Below are 20539 nucleotides of genomic sequence, written 5' to 3'. Positions count from 1 at the left end.
CGGCGTCGGCGGACCGAGTACGAGCATGCCGCGCCGGGTCCTGGGATTTCACCACTTGCGCAGACCCCCACGATGTGCGCACTGTCAAGGGGGTACCGGCTCCGATCCGCATCCTCCACGCGCGCGAGCCTGCTCAGGAGCGCGAAGTCCACTCCAGCAGTCGCCCGAGCGGCCACGTCGTCACGATGCGCTCCTCGGGGACGCCGAGCCGCTCCGCGCGCTCGGCCCCGTAGTCGAGGAGTCCGAGCTGCCCCGGAGCGTGCGCGTCGCTGTCGATCGAGAACAGGCAGCCCGCCTCGATCGCCAGGGCGATGAGCTCGTCCGGCGGATCCTCCCGCTCGGGGCGGGAGTTGATCTCGACGGCGGTCCCGTGATCGGCGCAGGCCCGGAAGACGGCCCCCGCATCGAACTCCGACGGCGGCCGCGTGCCGCGCTCCCCGCTCACCAGTCGCCCGGTCACGTGCCCGAGCACGTCGGTCCGCGGATCGGAGGCGGCGGCGACCAGTCGCGCGGTCATCTCGCGTCGCGGAGTCCGCAGCTTCGAGTGGGCGCTCGCCACGACCACGTCGAGCCGGTCGAGGAGCTCGGGCGTCTGATCGAGCGAGCCGTCCTCGAGCACGTCCACCTCGATCCCGCTGAGCAGCCGGAGCGAGCCCGTCTCGAGGGTCGCCAGGTGCGCGAGCTGCTCCTCGAGCCGCTCCGCACTCAGACCGTGCGCCACGCGCAGGCGCGGCGAGTGGTCGGTGAGAGCGAGGTACTCGTGACCCAGCGCGCGAGCGGCGTCCGCCATCGCGGCGATCGGAGTCGCTCCGTCCGACCACTCGCTGTGGCTGTGCAGATCGCCGCGCAGCCGGGCGCGGAGAGCGCTCGTGGGCAGGGGGCTGCTGCCGCGCAGGTCGGCCAGGTAGTCCGGCACCCGCCCGTCGCGGGCCTGGCTGATCACGGTGAAGGTCGTGTCGCCGATGCCCGCGGCGCGGCGCACGGCACCGAGATCCTCGCGCTCCGCCGCAGGCAGGCCCTCGAGCACCGCGATCGCCTTGCGGAACGCCTTCGCACGGTACTTCGACGCGCGCTCCCGCTCGAGCAGCGTCGCGATCTCCTGCAGCGCCGCGATCGGATCCATGACCCCGGTCTACCAGACACCGGAGCCGCCGCTCACCCCCTCCGCTCCACGAGCGCCTGCAGGGCGTCACGGACGAACCGCGCGCCCTCGACGCCTCCGTAGTGGACCGCGAAGCGCTCGTCGGCGACGTACATCCCGCCGAGCCCGAGCAGGTACTCGTCGCTCGGCCCGCCGTCGGCGCCGCGCGGAGTGCCGGGGATCCCGGCCAGCCATGCGCGGTGCCGCTCGGCGAGGGCGAGCGCCCGGGCGCCGGAGGGATCCGCTCCGCTCGAGGCGGCGGCGATCCAGTCGGCCGCGAGGTCCTCCTGCGCGAGCGTCCACCGCTCCTTCTCCTCCGCGCTCATCGACCGCCACCAGCGGTCGCCCTCGGCGTACGCCGGCGCACCCCAGCGGCGCTCGACCTCCTCGCGGTGCTCCGCGTGGTCGAAACCGTCGAACATCTCCTCGGCCATCGGCCCGTTCCCTTCTCTCATGGTCGTGATGGTGCGACGGACGGCCGCGATCCGGCGGTCCAGGCGTTGCCGCTCCTCCTCGAGCACGTCGACGTGCCGTTCGAGCGCGGTGAGCGGCTCGGTGTCGCGGCGCAGGATCCGCCCGATCTCGGCGAGCCCGAGGCCGAGATCGCGCAGCAGCAGGATCCGCTGCAGCGTCACGAGCCCCGCGGCGTCGTAGTAGCGGGTGCCGCCGGCCCCCACCCGGCTGGGCGCGAGCAGGCCCACGGCTCCCCAGTGCCGGAGCGTCCGGCTCGTCGTCCCCGCGAGCCGCGCCACCTCCTGCACCGACCACTCCTGCTCCACGACGCCCTCCTCTCTCACCGCGATCCGTCGACAGGAGCGACCGTACGGCTTGACGTTGCGTCAACCGCAAGGCCCGCATTCGGCCGAGCCGGGAGCGACGAGCCTTCGGAATCGCTGAGCACTCTTGCCGCGCGGGCGAAACGCGATATATCGTGACTCTCACCACTCGCGATATATCGCGTCACACGCATCCGCTCCACTCCGGGGCGAGAAGAAGAAGGAGGACAGCATGTCGCTCGAGAAATGGCTCGTGCAGGCGGGCGAATCGAAGGTCATCGACCTCGATGTCGTCCGCTCCGTCAAGATCGCCCTGGTCGGAGGTCAGATCGACGTCATCGCGCACGACGAGCCGACCGCCCGTGTCGAGGTCCACAGCGTCGGCGGACGCCCGCTCAAGGTCTCGATGGACGGCGACCGCCTCGAGATCGACCACATCCAGCTGCGCTGGGACTCGATCGTCGAGGTCGTGAAGGGCCTCGGCCGTCGCGGCGACCGCGCCGACGTGAGCCTCCTGGTCCCCCGCGGTGTCGCGCTCAAGTTCGACACCGTCTCGGCCGACGGCCTCGTCTCGGGCCTGCACAGCGACGCCCGCGTCTCGACCGTCGGCGGCGACGTCGTGATCGACGGCCTGCACGGCGACATCGACGTGAACACCGTCCACGGCGAGCTCTCGGTGCGCAACCACACCGGGCGCGTCGCCGCGCACACCGTCTCGGGCGACGTCACCGCCGCCGGCGCCCTCACCCGCTTCACGGTGGACGGCGTCTCGGGCAGCGTCTTCGTCGACGCCGAGGGCACCCCCGACGAGATCCAGGCCAACACCGTCAGCGGCGACCTCACCGTCCGCATCGACGAGGGCCTCGGCGCGCGCTACCGCATCAACACCGTCTCGGGCACCCTGCAACTCGACGGCTCGGTTGTGCGCGGCACCTTCGGCCGCGGCTACACCTCGACCACGGGCTCCCTCGACTCGAAGTGGGTCGACATCGCCGCCAACTCGGTGACCGGCGACGTCGTCGTCGTGCGCCGCAGCACCGCGGGCGCCGGCGCCCCCGCCTCCGTCGGCGAGAGCGCCGGCTGGGGCTCGCCCGACGCCGGCTCGTCGACCGACGACCAGCGCCCGATGGACGGAGGCGCGCTGTGAGCCCCGTCTTCGCGCACGGACGCCTGCGCCTCTACCTGCTCAGCCTCCTCGCCGAGGCGCCCAAGCACGGCTACGAGCTGATCCAGGCCCTCAGTGACCGCTTCGGCGGCACCTACGCCCCGAGCGCAGGCACGGTCTACCCGCGCCTCGCGAAGCTCGAGGAGGAGGGGCTCGTCACCAAGGAGGCCGACGGCCGCAAGACCGTCTACTCGATCACCGACGAGGGCCGCGCCGAGCTCGCGAACCGCGCCACCGATCTGGGCGACATCGAGGACGAGCTGACGGATTCGGTCCGCCGTCTCGCCGACGAGGTCCGCCTGGGCGTCGCGGAGGCGATGAAGAGCCTCCGCGCCGACCTCGCCAGCGCGGCCCGCGACGCACGCGGGGATCGCGGCGACCGCACCCCCGAGCACTCGGCCGAGCAGCCCCCGCGCACGCAGGACGAGCCCGCCGCCGCGCCCGCTCAGGAGTCGACCCCCGCGCCGTCCGACGCGCGCACCGCCTCCCGCCTCGCCCTGCGCGACGCGGAGGTGCTGCTCACCGAGTTCCGCGACGAGCTGCGGGCCGAGCTCCGCACCGCCGCCTCGCAGGGCTCCGTCACGCCTGCCAGCGTGGACGCGCTGCGGTCGGCCCTCGAGCAGGCTCGCGCCTCCGTCCGCTCGACCCTGAACTGACACCGGGACGACCCGCAAGACACCGCTGAAGGGCGGGGAACCCGTGAGGGATCCCCGCCCTTCAGCACGTCTCAGTCGTCGAGCCGCGCCCGCTCGAGCGGATCCGGCGAGAAGCGTCCGCGCGGGATCCGCGAGCGCACGAGCATCCCGAGGCCGATCAGCGCGGCCGCCGAGCCCATCACGATGCCGCTCACGGCGTCGATCCGGCCTTGCGATTCCGCTTGCACCAGGCTCAGCAGCGCCGTCTGCGCGAGCACCAGCAGCACGAGGGCGGCCGCGATGTTCGCCAGGCGCGCGGCCTCGAGCAGCAGGGCCCGCTGCCGCCGGGCGGTGATCGTGCCCACGATCGCGAACGTCAGCTCGGTCAGCGCGATGACCGCCAGGGCGAGCGCGATCGGCTGCGGGAACGCCGCCTCGGGCGAGTCGTCGACGAACTCCCACGCGGAGGCCGCCGTGTAGAGCACCGCGCTGATCGCGATCATCCGCCCGATGATCCGGTAGAGGCGCCGCTGCACGGCGAAGTCGACCCGCACGCCGCGCCGGGAGTGGTGCGCCCGGAAGACGAGCACCCGCGAGACGGCGACCGCCGCCGTGACGACCACGTTCGCGAAGAGGAACAGCGACGGCGCCGCGACGGTGAGGGCGATCTTGCCGAGGACCACCAGCACGCTGATCGGCACGCCGAGCCCGATGAGCAGGACGCCGCGCTCGTAGGTGTCGGCGACGGTCGCGCGCAGGCGGTCGGCAGGAGTCGGCACGACGACCGCGGTCGTCTCGGGCAGTGCCTCCGAGCCCGTCATGCTCCTCCTCCGCGTCCGCACGCGCAGGACACCCCATTCTCCGCCCTCGAACGCGCCACTCGGCGCGCCTACTCCCGCCCCACCGCCAGCGCCTCCTCCTCGACGTCGAGGAATGCGAGCGCGCTCACCACGGCGGGCTCCTGGTACCGCCCCTCGGCGCGCGCCCGCAGCACCGCCTCCCGCTCGGCGGCGATCATCGCGCGCCGGAGCCGGTTGTACGAGTGGGTCAGCGGCTCCGAGTCCTCGGCCGCCGGCGGGTTCTCGAGCGCGTCCGCGAGGAACGTGGCGTTCCGCCGCAGCCGGTCGAGCACCCGCTCCTCCACTCCGTCCTGCGGCTCCTCGTCGAGCCGGGCCAGGCCGGCCGTCTGCGCCTCGGCGAGCAGCATCTGCTTCTCGACGTGCTCCTGCATGTCGTTGGGCGGCGGCAGCTTCAGCACGCGGATGAGGCTCGGCAGCGCGAGCCCCTCGACGAGCGTGCCGGCCACCACCACGAAGGCGAGGAACTGCAGGAACTCCCGCTGCGGCGTCTCCTCGGGCAGGAGGAACGCGGCGGCCAGCGTGACGACGCCGCGGATCCCCGCGAACGAGACGCCGATCGCCGTTGGCCAGGTCCAGCCGCGTTGCTGCAACCGCCGGGGCCCGTGCCGGTAGAGCACGGTCGTCATGATCATCCAGAGCACGCGGCTGCCGATCAGCGTCGCGAGCAGGGCCGCGCTGATGCCCACGGTCTGCCAGAGCCCGATCCCGGAGTCGGCGGTCGCCTCGACGACCGACGCGAGACTCAGCCCGATGAAGAGGAACACCGCGTTCTCGAGCAGGAACTGGATCGTGCGCCAGTTCAGCGACTCCGCGATGCGCGCCTGCGCCGACTGGATCACCGGCGCCCGGAAGCCCAGGTAGAGCCCGGCGACCACGACCGCGAGCACTCCCGAGCCGTGCAGCAGCTGCGCCGGGATGAAGGCGAGGTACGGGGTCACGAGCGACAGGCTCGTGTCGAGCACCGAGGACTGCACCTGCTTGCGCACGGCCCCCAGCACCACGGCGACGACGATGCCCACGCCTCCGCCGACGACCACGGCGAGCACGAAGTCGAGGGCGACGCCGCCCGGAGTCACGGTGCTGGCCAGAGCCAAGATCGACGCGTTCAGCGCGACGAGCGCGGTGGCGTCGTTGAGCAGGCTCTCGCCCTCGAGCACCGTGAGCATCCGGCGCGGCAGGCGGAGCCGTCCGGCGATCGCGGTGACCGCCACCGCGTCGGTCGGAGCGACGATCGCCCCGAACGCGAGGGCCGCGGCGATCGAGATCGCGGGCACGACCGCCCAGGCCACCGCGCCCACCACGAGCACCGTGAAGACGACCAGGCCGACCGAGAGCAGCAGGATGCTGTCGCCGCGCGCCCGGACGTCGAGCACGGAGGTGCGGATCGCCGCCGCGTAGAGCAGCGGCGGCAGGATCCCGAACAGCACCACGTCGGGCTCGACCACGACCTCGGGGATCCCGGGCACGAACGAGGCGAGCGCGCCCACCGCCACGAGGGCGACGGGCGCCGACCAGTTGACCCGGCCCGAGAGCCCGGTCACCAGCACGGTGACGACGACGAACGAGACGATCCAGACGATCGCGACGACCGGCTCCTCCACAGGGCCCCTCCCCGGGGCGCGGACGGCGCGCCTCCGGGCACCATCATGGCGCGCGGAGCGGACCCACGGAGGAGCGCCTGAGGATCAGCGGAGTCGCGTCAGCCGAGCCGCCTCAGCGCTGCGCGTCGTGCACGTCGCGCGCCTTCATCACCCGCGCCGAGTCGACCGGGTTCATGCCGAGCACGATCTTGCCGCGCGAGTGCCGCTTCTCGAGGTCGTCGAACGCGTCCTGCACGAAGCCGTAGGGGTAGAAGCCCGAGACGAGCACGCGCAGCTTCTGCGCGGCGACAAGGCCGACCAGCTCGCCGAGGATCTCGGTGTCCTGCGCCGCCGTCTCGGCGTCGGGCCAGACGGCGCGGAGCTCGATCTCCTTGCGGTCGTCGCTCGAGTGGTACCGGCTGCCCTCGATGCCCAGCGACGCGGCGAGCTCGTCGTTGCCGCCGAAGTTGTCCAGGAACGCCGTGACGCCTCCCGGGGCGGCCTCGCGGATGCGGTGGGCGATGCCGTCGCCGTACACGATCGGCTTCACTCCGATCTGGCGGAGGTAGTCGAAGTTGCGCTCGCCGCACGTGCCGATGACGGTCGCCCCGCGCAGCTTCGCGAGCTGGATCTCGAGACTGCCGACCCCGCCCGCCGCGGCCGAGACGACCACGGTGTCGCCCGCGGCGACGTGCACCGCCTCGAGAGCGCGCCACGCGGTCACTCCGGCGAGGAACAGCGCACCGCCGACCTCCCAGCTGACCGAGGCGGGCTTGGGCACGAGGTTCTCGCGCGGCACGACCACGTGGGTGGCGTGCGAGCCCACGAGCGCGTGGCCGACCACGTCGCTCTTGAGCTTGAGGTCGGTGACCCCCTCGCCCAGGCCCACGACGACGCCGGCGAGGTCGGTGCCCTGGCGCATCGGGAAGACGGCGGAGTGGTCGGAGTCGAAGCGGCCCTCGCGGATGAACGCCTCCATGTGGTTCACACCCGCGGCGAGCACCTCGACGAGCACCTCGCCCCGGCCGGGCACCGGCCTCTCGACCTCCGCGACCTCGAGCACGTCGGTACCGCCGAAGCGGGAGTACTGGACCACACGGGCGGAGTCGGAGCGGAGACGGTTCATGGGCTCATCCTGTTCCTCCCCGCACGAGAACCGGTGACCCCCGAACGGGGACGTGCGCCTCGCGGCCACCCGGATCGGCCGCGCGAATCCGTGAGGGCACGAATCATTCGTGCTGCGACGAGTGGCAGGATGAGCGGGTGGAACCGGACCCGCTCGCCCTGCAGAACCAGGTGTGCTTCTCGCTCGCCGTCGCCGCGCGCACCGTCATCGGCCTCTACCGCCCGGTCCTGGAGCCGATGGGCCTCACGCATCCGCAGTACCTCGTCCTGCTCGCCCTCTGGGAGCGCAGCCCCCGCTCGCTCGGCGACCTCGGCGACGCGCTGCACCTCGAGCCCGCCACCCTCAGCCCCCTGGTGAAGCGGCTGGAGGCGAACGGCCACGTCACCCGGACCCGCAGCACGGAGGACGAGCGCCGCCTCGACGTCGCGCTCACCCCGTCCGGGGCGGCGCTGCGCGAGGAGGCACTGCAGGTGCCTCCGCAGATCGTCGAGCGCCTCGATCTGCCCCTCGACGACCTCGTCGCGATCCGCGACTCCCTCACCCGCCTCATCGGAGCGGCGTCCCGCCCCTGAGGCCCACACGAGGCCTGGCCGACGACTGTCGGAAAATCCCCGGTCACAGCGACGGATCAGCCCGCTCACGGCTGCACTCCCGACGGCTTGACTCGCCTTGCGCACGGAGTAATGTCGTCGCTCGTGACTAAAGAGGGCCCCGGGTCCGACGCGCTGGCCTCCGCCTCCGACGCCGGCGAACTGCGGACGGCGAAGCACTTCTTCATCGGGGAGCCCCTCTCGAGCGACAAGCTCGAGGGCCAGCTCCTCAAGAAGCGGCTCGCGCTCCCGATCTTCGCCAGCGACCCGCTCTCCTCCGTGGCCTACGCGCCGCAGGAGCTGCTGATGATCCTGCTGCTCGGCGGGCTCTCGTTCCTCACCTTCGCGCCGTGGGTCGCGGCCTGCGTGGTCGTCCTGCTGCTCGTCGTGGTGCTGAGCTACCGGCAGCTGATCCGCGCCTACCCCTCGGGCGGCGGCGACTACGAGGTCGCCCGCACCAACCTCGGCGAGACGGCCGGCCTCACCGTCGCCTCCGCGCTCCTGGTCGACTACGTGCTCACCGTGGCGGTCTCGGTCGCCTCGGGAGTCGACAACATCATCTCCGCGGTCCCCGAGCTCGCGCCGCTCCGGGTCGAGCTCGCGATCCTCTTCGTGGTGCTGCTCGCCGCGGTGAACCTCCGCGGCGTCTCGGAGTCGAGCAGAGCGTTCGCGATCCCGACGTACCTCTTCGTCGTCAGCGTCTTCGTCATGGTCGTCGTCGGCCTCGTCCGCACCCTGCTGGGCGACGCGCCGGTGGCGGAGTCGGCCGGCTACACCGTCCGCGCCGAGGAGCTCACCCAGGCCGCCGTGGTGCTCCTCCTGCTGCGCTCGTTCGCCAGCGGATGCGCGGCCCTCACCGGCGTCGAGGCGATCTCGAACGGCGTGCCCGCGTTCCGGGCCCCGAAGGTGAAGAACGCGCAGCGCACCCTCGTGGCGATGGGCTCCATCGCGATCGTGCTCTTCGTGGGACTCACCGCGCTCGCCCTCGTCTCGGACGTGCACTACGCCGAGGACGCGTGCCACCTCGTCGGCTTCGCGGGCTGCGAGGACACTCCGCAGCGCTCCGTGATCGCGCAGGTCGCCGCCGCGACCTTCGGCAACGGCTCGATCCTCTTCTTCGTGATCCAAGCGGCGACCGCGGCGGTCCTCCTGCTCGCGGCGAACACCGCCTTCAACGGCTTCCCGCTGCTGGGCTCCGTGCTCGCCCGCGACGGCTTCGCCCCGAAGTCGCTCAACACCCGCGGCGACCGCCTGATCTACTCCAACGGAGTGATCATCCTCGCGCTCGTCGCCGCGATCATCCTGCTCGTCTACCAGGCCTCGCTGACGAGCCTGGTGCAGCTGTACATCATCGGCGTCTTCGTCTCGTTCACCCTCGGGCAGACCGGCATGGTGAAGCACTGGATCCGGCTCATCAAGCAGGGCGAGGGCTCCCGCACCGTCTACACGAGCCTGGGCATCAACCTCTTCGGAGCGGCCCTGACCTTCGTCGTCCTCGTGATCGTCACGATCACCAAGTTCACGCACGGCGCCTGGCTCGTCTACCTGGTCATGCCGATCCTGGGCGTCCTGATGGCCGGCGTCTACCGCTACTACCGCGACGTCGAGAAGGAGATCGAGGTCGACCCGACCACGACCTTCGGAGCGAACGGCGACCACGCGATCGTGCTCGTGGGCCGCATGAACAAGCCGACGCTGAAGGCGCTCGACTACGCCATCGCCGCCCGGCACGAGACGCTCGAGGCCGTCCACTCCTCCATCGACGACGCCCAGACGGCCCAGTTGAAGGCCGACTGGGAGCGGATGGACATCCAGGTGCCGCTGCGCTGCGTCGCCTCGCCCTACCGCGACATCTCGTACCCGCTGATCAAGTACATCAAGGCGCACCGCCTCGAGCACGGGTCCGAGATCACCACCGTCTACATGCCGCAGTACATCGTCGGCCACTGGTGGGAGTCGTTCCTCCACAACCACAAGTCGCGCCGTATCCGCCAGAAGCTGCTGCTCGTGCACGGGGTGACCGTGGCGCTGGTGCCGTGGCTGCTCGACTCGTCCGAGCTGATCTACGGACGCCGCTCGCGGCCGATCCCGGGCCAGGCGCGCCGCGGCGAGCCGGTGCGCCCGGTGACCCGCCGGCCGATCCCTCCGGCGTCCGTGCTGCCCAAGGGCGCTGCCGGTGAAGGCGCGCCGCGCAGCCACTCCCGCACCGCGGCAGCCGTCCGCACCAAGAAGGGCGGCAAGCGCCGCTGATCCGGCGCAGAACCTCCGCCGAGACGGGGCGTCGGCCACGATCGTGGCCGAGCGGCACTCCTAGCTGAGGTTCTGCGGCACGACGCCACCGAGGTTCTGCGGGTTCTGCGGCACGATGCCGCCCAGGTTCTGCGAGACGCCGCCCCGTGAACGGATAGAGGGCCCGCGGCCATCGGCCGCGAGCCCTCGATTTCCCCTTGTGCCTTCCCCCGAAGGCGGCCCGCCCCAACGGGCCGATCTCGACGCTATCGGCGGGCTATGGACCTGCGCATCCTCCTCACGACGGATCCCCACCCGCCGTGAGGTGGGGGGCCGGGGACACGACGAGCCGGTGCAGGAGCGCGATGGCGAGGGCCGCGCCTCCCGTGCAGATCACGGTGAGGATAGCCGCGTCGACGACCGAGGAGCGGTACTCGGGGGCCAGCGGATCGAAGCCCGCGACCGCGAGGACGATCCCGACGGGCACGACGGCCGCCGCGAGCACGACCGACCAGGCCGCGAGGCGGACTGCGGTGCGCCCGTCGGGAGCGAGGGGGCGGGGCCGGTGCGCGACGTACCAGACCAGCGCACCGATGCCCAGGCCCACGAGCCCCAGCACCCCGCTGCCGTACTGCAGCCACTTGTAGACCGGGAACGGCCCGAGTTCGCGCTCGAGCGCGGGGATCGCCACGACCCCCGCGCCGGACAGGTGGGTGAACGCGTCCCAGACCACGTGCGTGGCGGCTCCGATCACGATGCCGGCCGCCGTCAGGAGCAGCGCCGCGACCCACGCGCGCGCACCCCGGGGCGATGGTCGACGCGGACGGAAGCGCATCCGCACGATCCGCGGCGCGAGGTCGCGCCAGGCGGGCTCGAGCAGCACGAACCAGAGGGCGAGCCCGACGGCGCCGAGCGCCAGGTCGACCGTGACGACGCCCAGGAGCGAGTGGGTCGCGGCGCGGGCCCCCTCCCAGGGCAGGTACATCCCGATGTCGGGCATGACCGCGCCGGAGGCCACGGCGCTCGCGGGGATGCGGCCGTTCCTGAAGGCCAGAGCGACGACGGCGTGGCTCGGAGTGAACGGCATGCTCCACGGTATCCCGACGGCGACGGCGGGCGTCGGGAAGCGACAGCCGGTCCCGCGCCGGACCACCCGCGCGGGGGGAGCTCGGAGGAGCGCGACCGTAGAATCGCACGGACGTCCGGCCCGCCGGACTCAGGTGACGACGGATCGGAGCGGGTGTGCGGAAGGCGTTCGCGATCCTCCGACTCGCGCTCGCGGGTCTGGGCGTCGTGGGCCTGGTCGCCGACTTCTTCTACACGCTCGGCTTCCGCGCGTTCCAGATCGACAACTTCTTCGCCTACTTCACCACGCAGTCGAACATGGCCGGAGTCGTCCTGCTCGGCCTCTCGGGGCTCGTCGCCCTCGCCCGCACCCGCGAGCCCCGCTGGCTCAGCACCGTGCGGGCGCTCGTGCTGACCTACATGGTGGTCTCGGGCATCGTCTTCGGCCTCATCGCCGTGGAGGCAGGCAATCGCGGCGTCCGCGTCGACGTGCCGTGGTCGAGCGCGCTGCTGCACTTCGTGATCCCGACGCTGGCGATGCTCGACTGGATCCTCGGCCCCGGCCGGCGCCCCGTGCCGTGGCGCTCGACCCTCACCGTGCTCGGCTTCCCGGTGGTCTGGGGCGTCATCACGCTGGTCCGCGGGGCCCTCATCGGCTGGTACCCGTACTTCTTCCTCGACCCCGACCAGGTCGACGGCCCGGTGATGTACGTCGTCTACGACGTGATCGTGCTCGGGCTCATCTCGGGCATCGCGGCGTTCGTCGTCGCGCTCAGCCGGGTCCGCCCGCTGGGCGAGTCGCACACCGCGGAGTGGCGCGGCCCGTTCGCGAGGCTGCGCGAGCTGGTCAGTCGGGGACGACGGCGAACGGCTCCAGCGCCGTCACCGCGACCGTGAGCAGCTCGTCGTCGCTGAGCGCCTGCAGCGACAGCGCCTGATCGGCGCCGACGAGGCCGATCAGCACCGTCTCTCCGGTGACCGGCTGCAGGTTCACCCACTCCGTGATGCCCGCCTCCGAGCCCACGAGCGACCACCGGACGGCCGACACCGCGTCGGCGTCCGCATCCCAGAACGACTCGTCGAAGCGGAGCCACAGCGTCTCGACGACACCGGAGCCGATCGCCGCGATCGCGGTGCGGTGCGCGAACGGCAGGGGCGGATCGAACACGATCGCGTCGGTCTTGAGCACGCCGATCGGCACCGTGACCAGCACGCGGTCGGCCGAGAACGACTCCCCCGTGGCGAGGCGGACGCTGGCGCCCTCCTCGTCGTAGCCGATGCCGCTGACGACGGCGCGCAGCGAGACCTCGACGTCCTCGAGCAGCGACGCGACGAGCGGAGCGAGGCCGTCGGTGAGGACGGCGTCCGCGCGCTCGGAGTCGTCGTCGAGCTCCTGGGCCGTGGTCGCCGCTGAGGCGTCGCCGAGCCCGTACCAGGACGAGAGCTCCGCGGGGGCGGCTCCGGTCGTGAGCGCCGCACCTCCCGCGAGGAAGGCGGCGACCCGCTCGGGCTCGCCGTCGCCGCTGCCCGCCTCCGCCTCGGCGGGGTCGGCGGCACCGGACCCGGCGAAGGCCTCGGCGAGCGGCACGTCCTCGGACTGCTCGGCCCCCCACTCCAGCGCCCGGGTCAGAGCGTCGGCGCCGGTCGTGCCGACGTCGAGGACGGAGCCGTCGGGCGCGACCGAGCGGATCGCCGCGAGGTCGATCGGAGTGGTGCCCACTCCCGCGTCCAGGACGCTCTCGCGCAGGGCCGGGCCGGCGCCGGCCAGCGCCCAGGCTCCGCTGTCGACCGCGACGGGCCAGCCGTCGGGCTGCGTGGTCGCGATGCGGCCCCCGGTGCGCTCGCGCGCCTCGACGAGGGTGACGTCGTAGCCCGCGTCGACCAGGCGGCGCGCCGCGATCGCCCCCGCGAGCCCCGCTCCGACGATCGCGATGCGCTCTCCGTCGCCCGCGACCGCCGCGATCTCGCCGGCGGCGCGGACGCCCGAGTTCCAGGCGCCCTGCAGGGTGCCCGGCTCGGACGAGTCGGTCGCCTCCCCAGCGAAGAAGACGCGGTCGAGCACGTTCTGCGCGAGGTCGTCGCGGTGCTCGGGAGTCGCTCCGACGGGCAGGTAGGAGGTGCTGCCGAGCGCGAAGGGATCGGTGCCCCAGCCGGAGCGCACGAACGCCGAGGGCGTCGGAACGGCGGTGGTGCTCGGCGTGGGCACGGGCGCCTTCGTCACCGAGCGGGTGGGCGTCGGACGCGGCGGCGTGCAGCCCGCGAGGACCAGGAGGCCGACCCCCGTGGCGGCTCCCGAGAGGAAGGTGCGGCGTCCGATCGTCATCCCCGACATCCTACGTTCTCGCCTCCGAGCGCCGCCCTCGGCGCACCCGTGAGCCTCGCGCACTCTTGCCCGCTCCTCCGTCGCCACCGCAAGGCCCGGCGGACGCCCGACCGCGAGTGGTAGACCTGGACCATGAGCAACGACATCCGCGAACTCGCCGAGGGCGAGAGCTACCTCGCCTTCTTCCAGGGCGGCCCCTTCGACGGGCAGACCGAGACCCGCGTCAGCACCGACGGCGGCTACGAGAAGGAGGTGGACGTCTACGCGGCGGTGGACGGCCAGGAGACCCACCTCGTCTACACCGCCGTCGCCGCGAAGGAGGTCGGCGAGTCGGTCCACGTGACCTTCACCCTCGACGCCCCCGACTCCGACCCCATCGAGGACCACGAGGACCGCGGCGGCGGATTCCAGTAGGCACGACCCCTCAGGGACGCCGTCCCGGCTTCGGCCGGGGCGGCGTCCCTCGTTCCCGGCCGCCCCGCCTGTGACGAACCATGACGTCCCCCCTGCGGGTGTCGAGGTGCCCCTCCTACGATCGCCGCTGGAGCGGCCGAGCAGCGGGCGCCGGACGGAGACGACGATGCCCACCACGAACGCGACCCCCACGATCGGCCAGCAGTCCACCGAGTTCACCACCGGATTCACGGCCGCCATCGGCGACGACCTCGCGGCGGTCTTCGCCGGCGAGCAGGCCGACCTCGTCTCGGCCGGAGTGCCCGATCACGCCGTCTCGGCGGGCGACGGGCTGCCGGACGCGACGGTCCTGACCGTCGACGGCGAGTCCGTCGCGCTGTCCTCCGTGCTGGGCGACGGCGCGGCCGTGCTCGTCTTCTACCGCGGCGCCTGGTGCCCCTACTGCAACCTCACGCTCCGCCATTACGACGCCACCCTCGCGCCGGCCCTGCGCGAGCGCGGGGTCGCGTTCGTGGCGATCAGCCCCCAGACCGCCGACGGCTCGCGGGCGACGGGCGACGGCGAGCTCGGCTTCACCGTCGTCTCGGACCCGGGCAACACCCTCGCCGGGCGCCTGGGCATCGTGACGGCTCCGAGCGACGCGGCGATCGACGCGCACACGTCCCTCGGCTTCGCGGTGAAGGACTCCAACGCGGACGACACCCCCGCGATCCCGTTCCCGACCGTGCTCGTGGTCGACGCGGGCCGCGTCGTGCGCTTCGCCGACGTGCACGTCGACTACACGACCCGCACCGAGACCGACGAGATCCTCGCCGCGGTCGACGACCTGGCCTGATCCCCGACGGAGCGGGGAGGCCGTTGTCAAGCCTCCCCGCCGTCCGGGCGCTCTCCCCATCCGGCTGCCTAGTCTCCTTCGAACCACCATCGACGCCGACGGACGGCGCCGGAAGGAGAACCCGCATGACCGAGATCACCGCGCACCACGGCCTCTTCAAGGACACGAACCTCCACGTCGACGACACCGGCGGCTCGGGCCGCCCGATCGTCCTGATCCACGGCTGGCCGCTCTCGGGCGAGTCCTGGTCGGAGCAGGTCCCGGCGCTCACCGCCGCCGGCTACCGCGTCGTCACCTACGACCGCCGCGGCTTCGGCCGCAGCGACAAGCCGCTCACCGGCTACACCTACGACACGCTGACCGAGGACCTGCACGCGCTCCTCACCGAGCTCGACCTGCAGGACGTCACGCTGGTCGGCTTCTCGATGGGCGGCGGAGAGGTCGCCCGCTACTTCTCGAAGTACGGCACCGAGCGCCTGCGCAGCGTCGTGTTCGCCTCCGCCGTTCCGCCGTACCTGATGAAGGGCTCCGACAACCCGGACGGCCCGCTCGAGAAGTCCCAGGCCGCCGAGATGACGGCCGGTCTCACCAAGGACCAGGACTCGTTCTACGACGACTTCACCACGCAGTTCTTCTCGGCGAAGGGCACGCTCGTCGTCTCGGAGCAGCAGCGCCAGGATGCGCTCGCCCTCGCGAAGCAGTCGTCGAAGGTCGCCGCGCTCGCCTGCATGACGGCGTTCGCGACCACGGACTTCCGCGAGGACCTGCCGCTCGTCACCGTCCCCACGCTCGTCATCCACGGCGACAGCGACGCGACCGTGCCGTTCGAGGGCTCGGGCGCGCGCACCCACGCGGCGATCCCCGGCTCCGAGCTGCACGTCGTCGAGGGCGGCCCCCACGGCGTCAACGTCAGCCACGCGGAGGAGTGGAACGCCCGCGTCCTCGAGTTCCTCGCGAAGTAGGCGGCACCGCCTCCCCCTGCTGATCGAGTAGGGCGCGGAGCGGCCGTATCGAGATCCGCCAGCGCCCGCAGTCGCGGCGTCAGCCCTTCTCGGCACCCTCGGTGGTGTTCATGATCCGCTTCTGGAAGACGAAGAACAGCACCGCCACCGGGATCGACATCAGCACCGCCGCCGCCAACTGCAGCGGGTACTGGTTGCCGGTGCCCAGCTGCCCCGAGACGAGCGAGGCGACTCCGGTCGTCAGCGTGTTCAGCTCCGGCGACTGCCGCGAGACCACGAAGTGCGAGAACTCGTTCCACGAGCCCTGGAACGACAGGATGAACAGCGTCACGATCGCCGGCCGCGCCATGGGCACCACGATCGAGCGGAACGTGCGGAACACGCCGGCCCCGTCGATCCGCGCGGCCTCCTCGATCGACAGCGGGATCGAGTCGAAGAACTGCTTCATGATGAAGATGCCCGCCGCGTCCACGATCAGCGGCACGATCATCCCCGCATAGCTGTCGTAGAGCCCGAGCTGCTTGAGGATCAGGAACCGCGGGATCAGCAGGACGACCGCCGGCACACTCATCACTCCGATGAACAGCGCGAACAGGAAGCCCCGCCCGCGGAAGTTCAGCCGCGACAGCGCATAGCCGGCGAGCGAGTCGAAGAAGACGCGCCCGATGGTCACGAACACGGTCACGATGACCGAGTTCAGGGTCCACAGCGGCAGCGGCACATCGGTGAAGAGCCGCTCGTACGAGGCGAACGACCAGGTCGCGGGGAGCAGCGACAGCGGGTTCGACGTCGCATCCGCATCGGTCTTGAACGACGACGCCACCGAGATCAGGAACGGGTAGATGTAGACCAGCGCGAGCGCGATCAGCAGCAGGTAGCCGCCGATCAGCGAGGCGCGTCCGCGGGCACCGAGGTGCACGCGGCGGCGCGGGAGCGGTGCGGCGGGCGTCTCGTCGACGGCCCGGGTGCCGGAGTCGATCAGGGTGCTCATCGCACACCTCCCGTGGTGAGGGTCGTGGCGGCGTCGGCGCGGGCCGCGCGACGTCGGCGGGTACGGGGCTCGCCCTTGTCGCGCAGCAGTGCCCGCTGCAGCAGCGTGAGCACCACGATGATGAAGAAGAGGATGAACGCGATGGCCGCGCCCTGACCCCAGCGGAGGTCCGTGAACGAGGACTCGTAGGCGAGGAACGCGGGCGTGAGCAGCGTCTTGCCGGGAGAGCCGCCTCCGGTCAGGTAGATCTGGTCGAAGACCTGCCAGGTGCCGATCAGGCCGAGGGTGAGCACCGTGAACAGCGTGGGCTTGAGCATCGGCAGGGTGACCGAGAAGAACTTGCGGAGCGGCCCCGCTCCGTCCATCAGCGCCGCCTCGTCGATCTCGGCTCCGATGTTCTGCAGAGCCGCGAGGAACAGCAGCATGAAGGTGCCCGAGGTCGTGAACACCGCCATCGTGATCAGCACGCACATGGCGACGGAGGGGCCCGACAGCCAGTCCCACCAGGTGAGGCCGAGCGGAGCGGCGGCGGCGAGCGGGCCGGAGCCGTCGACTCCCACGGCACCGAGGACGCTGTGCAGGATCCCGGACGGGTCGGCCATCCAGGTGGGGCCGTCGGCGCCGAACCAGCCGAGCACCGCGTTCACGACGCCCGACGCGCTGAAGAGGAACAGGAAGATCACGGTGATCGCGATCGACGACGTGACGGAGGGGAAGTAGAAGGCGGTGCGGAAGAACCCGCGCCCGCGCAGGATGCGCCGGTTCACCTGCACCGCGAGGAACAGCGCGAGAGCCGTCTGCAGCGGCACCACGAGCAGCACGTAGTAGAGGTTGTTGCGGATCGAGGTGCCGAAGTCCTTCTGCGCCAGGCCCGGCTCGGTGAGCACCGCCTGGTAGTTGTCGGCGCCGACGAACTGCGCGGTCGGACCCAACGGCGAGCCGAGGCCGTTCCAGTTGCTGACGCTGACCCACAGCGCGAGGCCGATGGGCAGCACGAGGAAGACGCCGATGACGAGGATCGCGGGGAGGGTGAAGAGCCAGCCGTAGCGGGCCTCGTGCCCGCGGATGCCGGAGCGGCGCCTGCGGGCGGGTGCGGGGGCGGTCATCGATGCGTCTCCTTCGACGTGTCGGGGCGGAGCTGGGGCGGGGCGCGGGGTTCGCTCTGCAGGTAACGGTTCGATCTGCAGGGGTGCCGATCTGCAGGACGTCGCGCCGTCTGCAGGGGATCGACGTGCGATCTGCAGGGGATCCTCGCGGGCGAGCGCGTTCCTCCGCTCGCAGGAGCCGGAATCTCGCGGATCCCCTGCAGATCGTGCGAGCGCCTGCAGATCGTGCAGATGCCTTCAGATCGGACAGGTGCCTGCAGACGGTGCGAATGCCTGCAGATCGTGCAGGGGCCTGCAGATCGGACGGGGGCCTGCAGATCGTGCAGGCGTCCGGAGGCGACGGGTCGGGTCCCGACGCCTCCGGCGCGCGGCTACTTCGCGTTCGCGGTGTCGAGCGCGTCCTGCAGGTTCGTCTGCAGGTCGGCGAGGATCGCCTCCGGGTCGCCCGACGCCAGGCCCTCGAGGGCCGAGTTGAAGTCGGTGATCACGGTGGCGGCGCCCGCGAAGGCGACCGGGCTGACGGCGTAGTCGTTGCCCGACACGAAGGCGGCGTTCTCGGGGTACTTCGTCGCGTACTCCGCGGCGCCCGTCTCGGTCGAGGGGATCACTCCGAACGCGTCCGAGAAGGCGAGCTGCTGCTCGTCGGCGGTGAGGGACTCGACGAGCGACTGCGCCTGCTCCGCCGTCTCGCTGCCGACCGGGATGCCCCAGCAGTTGCTGAAGGTGAAGGTCGACTTGCCGCCGGGGCCCGCGGGGAGCTCGGCGACGGTGTAGTTCACGTCGGGGTAGTCGGCCTCGAGCGCGCCGTTGATCCACGGGCCCTCGATGACCATCGCGGCGGCGCCCTTGCCGAACGCCTCCCCGGACCAGCCGGAGTCGAGGTCGGCCGGGAACTTCAGCGTCCCGTCGGTCAGCAGCTTCTTCACCTCGGTGAGCCCGGCCACGTTCTCGGGAGTGTCCGCGGTGACGGTCTCGCCGTCCTCGGACAGCAGCGAGCCGCCGGCCTGGTTCATGAAGGTGCCGATGCGCGCGTACTCGGCGCCGAAGGAGAGTCCGGTCACTCCGCTCGCGGTGAGCTTCGCCGCAGCCGACTCGAGGCCCGCCCAGTCGGTCGGGATGTCGGCGTCGGTGAGACCGGCGGCCGCCCAGAGGTCGGTGTTGATGACGAGACCCAGCGTCGAGAAGTCCTTCGGCTCGCAGTAGAACTGGTCGTCGTAGGTGAACGCCTCGCGCAGCGCCGGGTAGAACGCGTCGGCGTTGCCGGCGTCCTGCGCGTAGGGCTCGAGGTAGCGGTTGCTCGCGTAGGTCTGGAACTGGTCCCAGCTCATGTAGAAGAGGTCGGGCGGGTTGCCGCCCGAGAAGCCCTGGCCGAGCTGCTGCGTCAGGTCGCTGGCGGCGACGACCTCGACCGTCGTGCCGTTCTCCTCGCCCCAGGCGTTCACCGCATCGGTGACCGCGGTCGTCTCGGCGTCACCGGACGAGCCGATCATGACCGTGAGTCCGGCGTCGGACGAGGAATCGGAGGAGGAGCCGCCGCTCGAGCAGGCGGCGAGCGTGACCGCGAGGCCGCTCGCGAGGATCGCGGCACCCCAGCGTGCCGCGGTGGAGGTGGATGTCATGGCCTGACCTTTCGTGATCGGGAGGTGCACCGGGAGGTGCTCGGGGCTGTGGGAGTCAGAGGTGGAGGGGAGTCCGCACGACGAGGTGCGGCTCGACGAGGCGGTGGGCCTCTCCGGAGGCGAGCTCGCGGTGCACGATGTCGTCGCCGCGCTCGCCGAGGAGCAGCTCGAGGGCGCCGGCCGCGACCGCGCCGAGGTCCTGCTCGACGCTCGAGAGGCCGACGGCGGCGGCGACCGGGGTGTTGTCGAAGCCGACGATCGAGAGGTCGGGGCGGCCGACGGCGACGGCGGCCATCGAGGCGCCGAGCGCGAGGGAGTCCGAGACGCAGACCAGACCGTCGACCGCGGGGTTCGCCTCGAGGAACGCGATCGCGGCGGACCGGGCCTGCTGCACGTCGTCCTCCGCCTCGGCCCGCAGCAGTGCGACTCCGGGGAACCGCTCCCCCATGACCCGCTCCCAGCCGCTGCGGCGGTCGTCGCCGGTCGCGGATCCGCTCGGCCAGCCGAAGAACGCGACGGTCGCGCACCCCTCGTCGGCGAGGTGCCGGCTGGCCTGCGCGACTCCGGAGGCGCCGTCGACGTCGACCCAGAGGTGCTGCGGATCGCCCTGGTCGTCCAGCCCCCAGGGGCGGCCGAACGTCACGAAGGGCACGCCCTGCTCGCGGAGCCACGCGGTGCGCGGGTCGCCGTAGAAGGTCGAGGTGAGGACGAAGGCGTCCACGTCGGCCCCGTCGCGGAGCCGTCCGATCTGCGCGATCTCGTCCTCGGGGGTGCTCGCCGTGTAGAGCAGGATCCGCATGCCGCGGGCATCCGCCTGCTCGGTCACGGCGTGCAGGAACCGGTCGAGCAGGCTGCCCGAGATGCCGTCGAGCACGCGGTCCATCCGCACGCCGATGGTGCCCGACTTGCGGGTGCGCAGGCGGCGGGCGGAGGCGTGCGGCCGGTACTTGAGGTCGGCGATGGCCTTCTCGACGCGCTCGCGGGTGCCGGGCCGCACGATCGACGGGCTGTTGAGCACGTTCGAGACGGTCTGGCGCGAGACTCCGGCGGCGCGGGCCACGTCTTCGACGGTCGGCAGTGCCATGCGTCCTCCTCGACGGGTCCGGGTGCGGTTCGATCGTT

Annotated in this window: 19 protein-coding genes; 8 read left to right on the top strand and 11 right to left on the bottom strand. The window is 71.9% G+C overall.

Annotated features, from left to right (window positions below; genetic code table 11):
- Positions 1-133 precede the first annotated feature (133 nt).
- Positions 134-1123 (bottom strand): PHP domain-containing protein, encoded by a 990-nt coding sequence (locus LRG51_RS18450; protein WP_055789331.1) that lies wholly within the window; start codon positions 1121-1123, stop codon positions 134-136.
- 32 nt (positions 1124-1155) lie between these two features.
- Positions 1156-1920, bottom strand: coding sequence for a MerR family transcriptional regulator (locus LRG51_RS18445; protein WP_055789328.1), 765 nt, complete (start codon positions 1918-1920; stop codon positions 1156-1158).
- A 229-nt stretch (positions 1921-2149) separates the two neighbouring features.
- Between LRG51_RS18445 and LRG51_RS18440 the strand changes: the two genes are divergently transcribed.
- Positions 2150-3064 (top strand): DUF4097 family beta strand repeat-containing protein, encoded by a 915-nt coding sequence (locus LRG51_RS18440; RefSeq protein ID WP_230674134.1) that lies wholly within the window; start codon positions 2150-2152, stop codon positions 3062-3064.
- Entirely contained in the window at positions 3061-3738 is a 678-nt protein-coding gene (locus LRG51_RS18435; RefSeq protein ID WP_055789325.1) for a PadR family transcriptional regulator, read from the top strand. The genes LRG51_RS18440 and LRG51_RS18435 overlap by 4 nt, the downstream gene beginning before the upstream one ends.
- 71 nt (positions 3739-3809) lie before the next feature.
- On the opposite strand, the gene LRG51_RS18430 is transcribed toward LRG51_RS18435, so the two are convergent.
- The 3 genes from LRG51_RS18430 to LRG51_RS18420 all read right to left on the bottom strand — a co-directional run bounded on the left by LRG51_RS18430 (position 3810) and on the right by LRG51_RS18420 (position 7283).
- Positions 3810-4538, bottom strand: coding sequence for a hypothetical protein (locus LRG51_RS18430; protein WP_055789321.1), 729 nt, complete (start codon positions 4536-4538; stop codon positions 3810-3812).
- A 68-nt stretch (positions 4539-4606) separates the two neighbouring features.
- Complete coding sequence (locus LRG51_RS18425) at positions 4607-6178, bottom strand: cation:proton antiporter (protein WP_055789318.1); 1572 nt, start codon at positions 6176-6178, stop codon at positions 4607-4609.
- Between the two features lie 112 nt (positions 6179-6290).
- The gene (locus tag LRG51_RS18420; protein ID WP_230674133.1) at positions 6291-7283 is read right to left on the bottom strand and encodes an NADP-dependent oxidoreductase; all 993 of its coding nucleotides are present in this window, start codon (positions 7281-7283) and stop codon (positions 6291-6293) included.
- A 137-nt stretch (positions 7284-7420) separates the two neighbouring features.
- Here LRG51_RS18420 and LRG51_RS18415 point away from each other — a divergent pair, with 137 nt between their 5' ends.
- Both LRG51_RS18415 and LRG51_RS18410 read left to right on the top strand, forming a co-directional pair.
- Positions 7421-7855: a MarR family winged helix-turn-helix transcriptional regulator gene (locus LRG51_RS18415; protein ID WP_055789311.1), complete on the top strand. Its 435-nt coding sequence runs from the start codon at positions 7421-7423 to the stop codon at positions 7853-7855.
- A 111-nt stretch (positions 7856-7966) separates the two neighbouring features.
- On the top strand, positions 7967-10123 hold the full coding sequence (locus LRG51_RS18410; RefSeq protein WP_082481122.1) for an APC family permease: 2157 nt from the start codon (positions 7967-7969) through the stop codon (positions 10121-10123).
- 277 nt (positions 10124-10400) lie between these two features.
- On the opposite strand, the gene LRG51_RS18405 is transcribed toward LRG51_RS18410, so the two are convergent.
- A complete protein-coding gene (locus LRG51_RS18405) occupies positions 10401-11189 on the bottom strand; it encodes a DUF4184 family protein (protein ID WP_230674132.1) in 789 nt (262 codons plus the stop codon).
- Positions 11190-11344: 155 nt separating this feature from the next.
- On the opposite strand from LRG51_RS18405, the gene LRG51_RS18400 reads away from it, so the two are divergent.
- Positions 11345-12064, top strand: a complete 720-nt coding sequence (locus LRG51_RS18400; RefSeq protein ID WP_055789305.1) for a Pr6Pr family membrane protein — start codon at positions 11345-11347, stop codon at positions 12062-12064.
- Here LRG51_RS18400 and LRG51_RS18395 read toward each other — a convergent pair.
- Positions 12015-13490, bottom strand: coding sequence for an NAD(P)/FAD-dependent oxidoreductase (locus LRG51_RS18395; protein ID WP_230674131.1), 1476 nt, complete (start codon positions 13488-13490; stop codon positions 12015-12017). The genes LRG51_RS18400 and LRG51_RS18395 overlap by 50 nt on opposite strands.
- Positions 13491-13622: 132 nt before the next feature.
- Here LRG51_RS18395 and LRG51_RS18390 point away from each other — a divergent pair, with 132 nt between their 5' ends.
- The 3 genes from LRG51_RS18390 to LRG51_RS18380 all read left to right on the top strand — a co-directional run bounded on the left by LRG51_RS18390 (position 13623) and on the right by LRG51_RS18380 (position 15701).
- Positions 13623-13904: a hypothetical protein gene (locus LRG51_RS18390; protein WP_055789301.1), complete on the top strand. Its 282-nt coding sequence runs from the start codon at positions 13623-13625 to the stop codon at positions 13902-13904.
- Between the two features lie 166 nt (positions 13905-14070).
- Positions 14071-14739 (top strand): peroxiredoxin-like family protein, encoded by a 669-nt coding sequence (locus LRG51_RS18385; protein WP_230674130.1) that lies wholly within the window; start codon positions 14071-14073, stop codon positions 14737-14739.
- 125 nt (positions 14740-14864) lie between these two features.
- Positions 14865-15701 carry an alpha/beta fold hydrolase gene (locus LRG51_RS18380; RefSeq protein WP_230674129.1) on the top strand — a complete coding sequence of 279 codons (837 nt, stop codon included), beginning with the start codon at positions 14865-14867 and terminating at the stop codon, positions 15699-15701.
- Positions 15702-15780: 79 nt separating this feature from the next.
- On the opposite strand, the gene LRG51_RS18375 is transcribed toward LRG51_RS18380, so the two are convergent.
- The 4 genes from LRG51_RS18375 to LRG51_RS18360 form a co-directional block, all read right to left on the bottom strand.
- Positions 15781-16692, bottom strand: a complete 912-nt coding sequence (locus LRG51_RS18375) for a carbohydrate ABC transporter permease (RefSeq protein ID WP_055789292.1) — start codon at positions 16690-16692, stop codon at positions 15781-15783.
- Positions 16689-17798 carry a carbohydrate ABC transporter permease gene (locus LRG51_RS18370; protein ID WP_230674128.1) on the bottom strand — a complete coding sequence of 370 codons (1110 nt, stop codon included), beginning with the start codon at positions 17796-17798 and terminating at the stop codon, positions 16689-16691. The genes LRG51_RS18375 and LRG51_RS18370 overlap by 4 nt, the downstream gene beginning before the upstream one ends.
- 371 nt (positions 17799-18169) lie before the next feature.
- A complete protein-coding gene (locus LRG51_RS18365) occupies positions 18170-19417 on the bottom strand; it encodes a sugar ABC transporter substrate-binding protein (protein ID WP_107573756.1) in 1248 nt (415 codons plus the stop codon).
- Between the two features lie 55 nt (positions 19418-19472).
- Positions 19473-20501, bottom strand: a complete 1029-nt coding sequence (locus LRG51_RS18360) for a LacI family DNA-binding transcriptional regulator (protein ID WP_230674127.1) — start codon at positions 20499-20501, stop codon at positions 19473-19475.
- Positions 20502-20539 lie beyond the last annotated feature (38 nt).

The organism is Rathayibacter sp. Leaf248 (assembly GCF_920939495.1).
Taxonomy (GTDB): domain Bacteria; phylum Actinomycetota; class Actinomycetes; order Actinomycetales; family Microbacteriaceae; genus Rathayibacter; species Rathayibacter caricis.
Note: the sequence above shows the minus strand (reverse complement) of the source record. Positions and strands in the feature narration are given on the sequence as shown.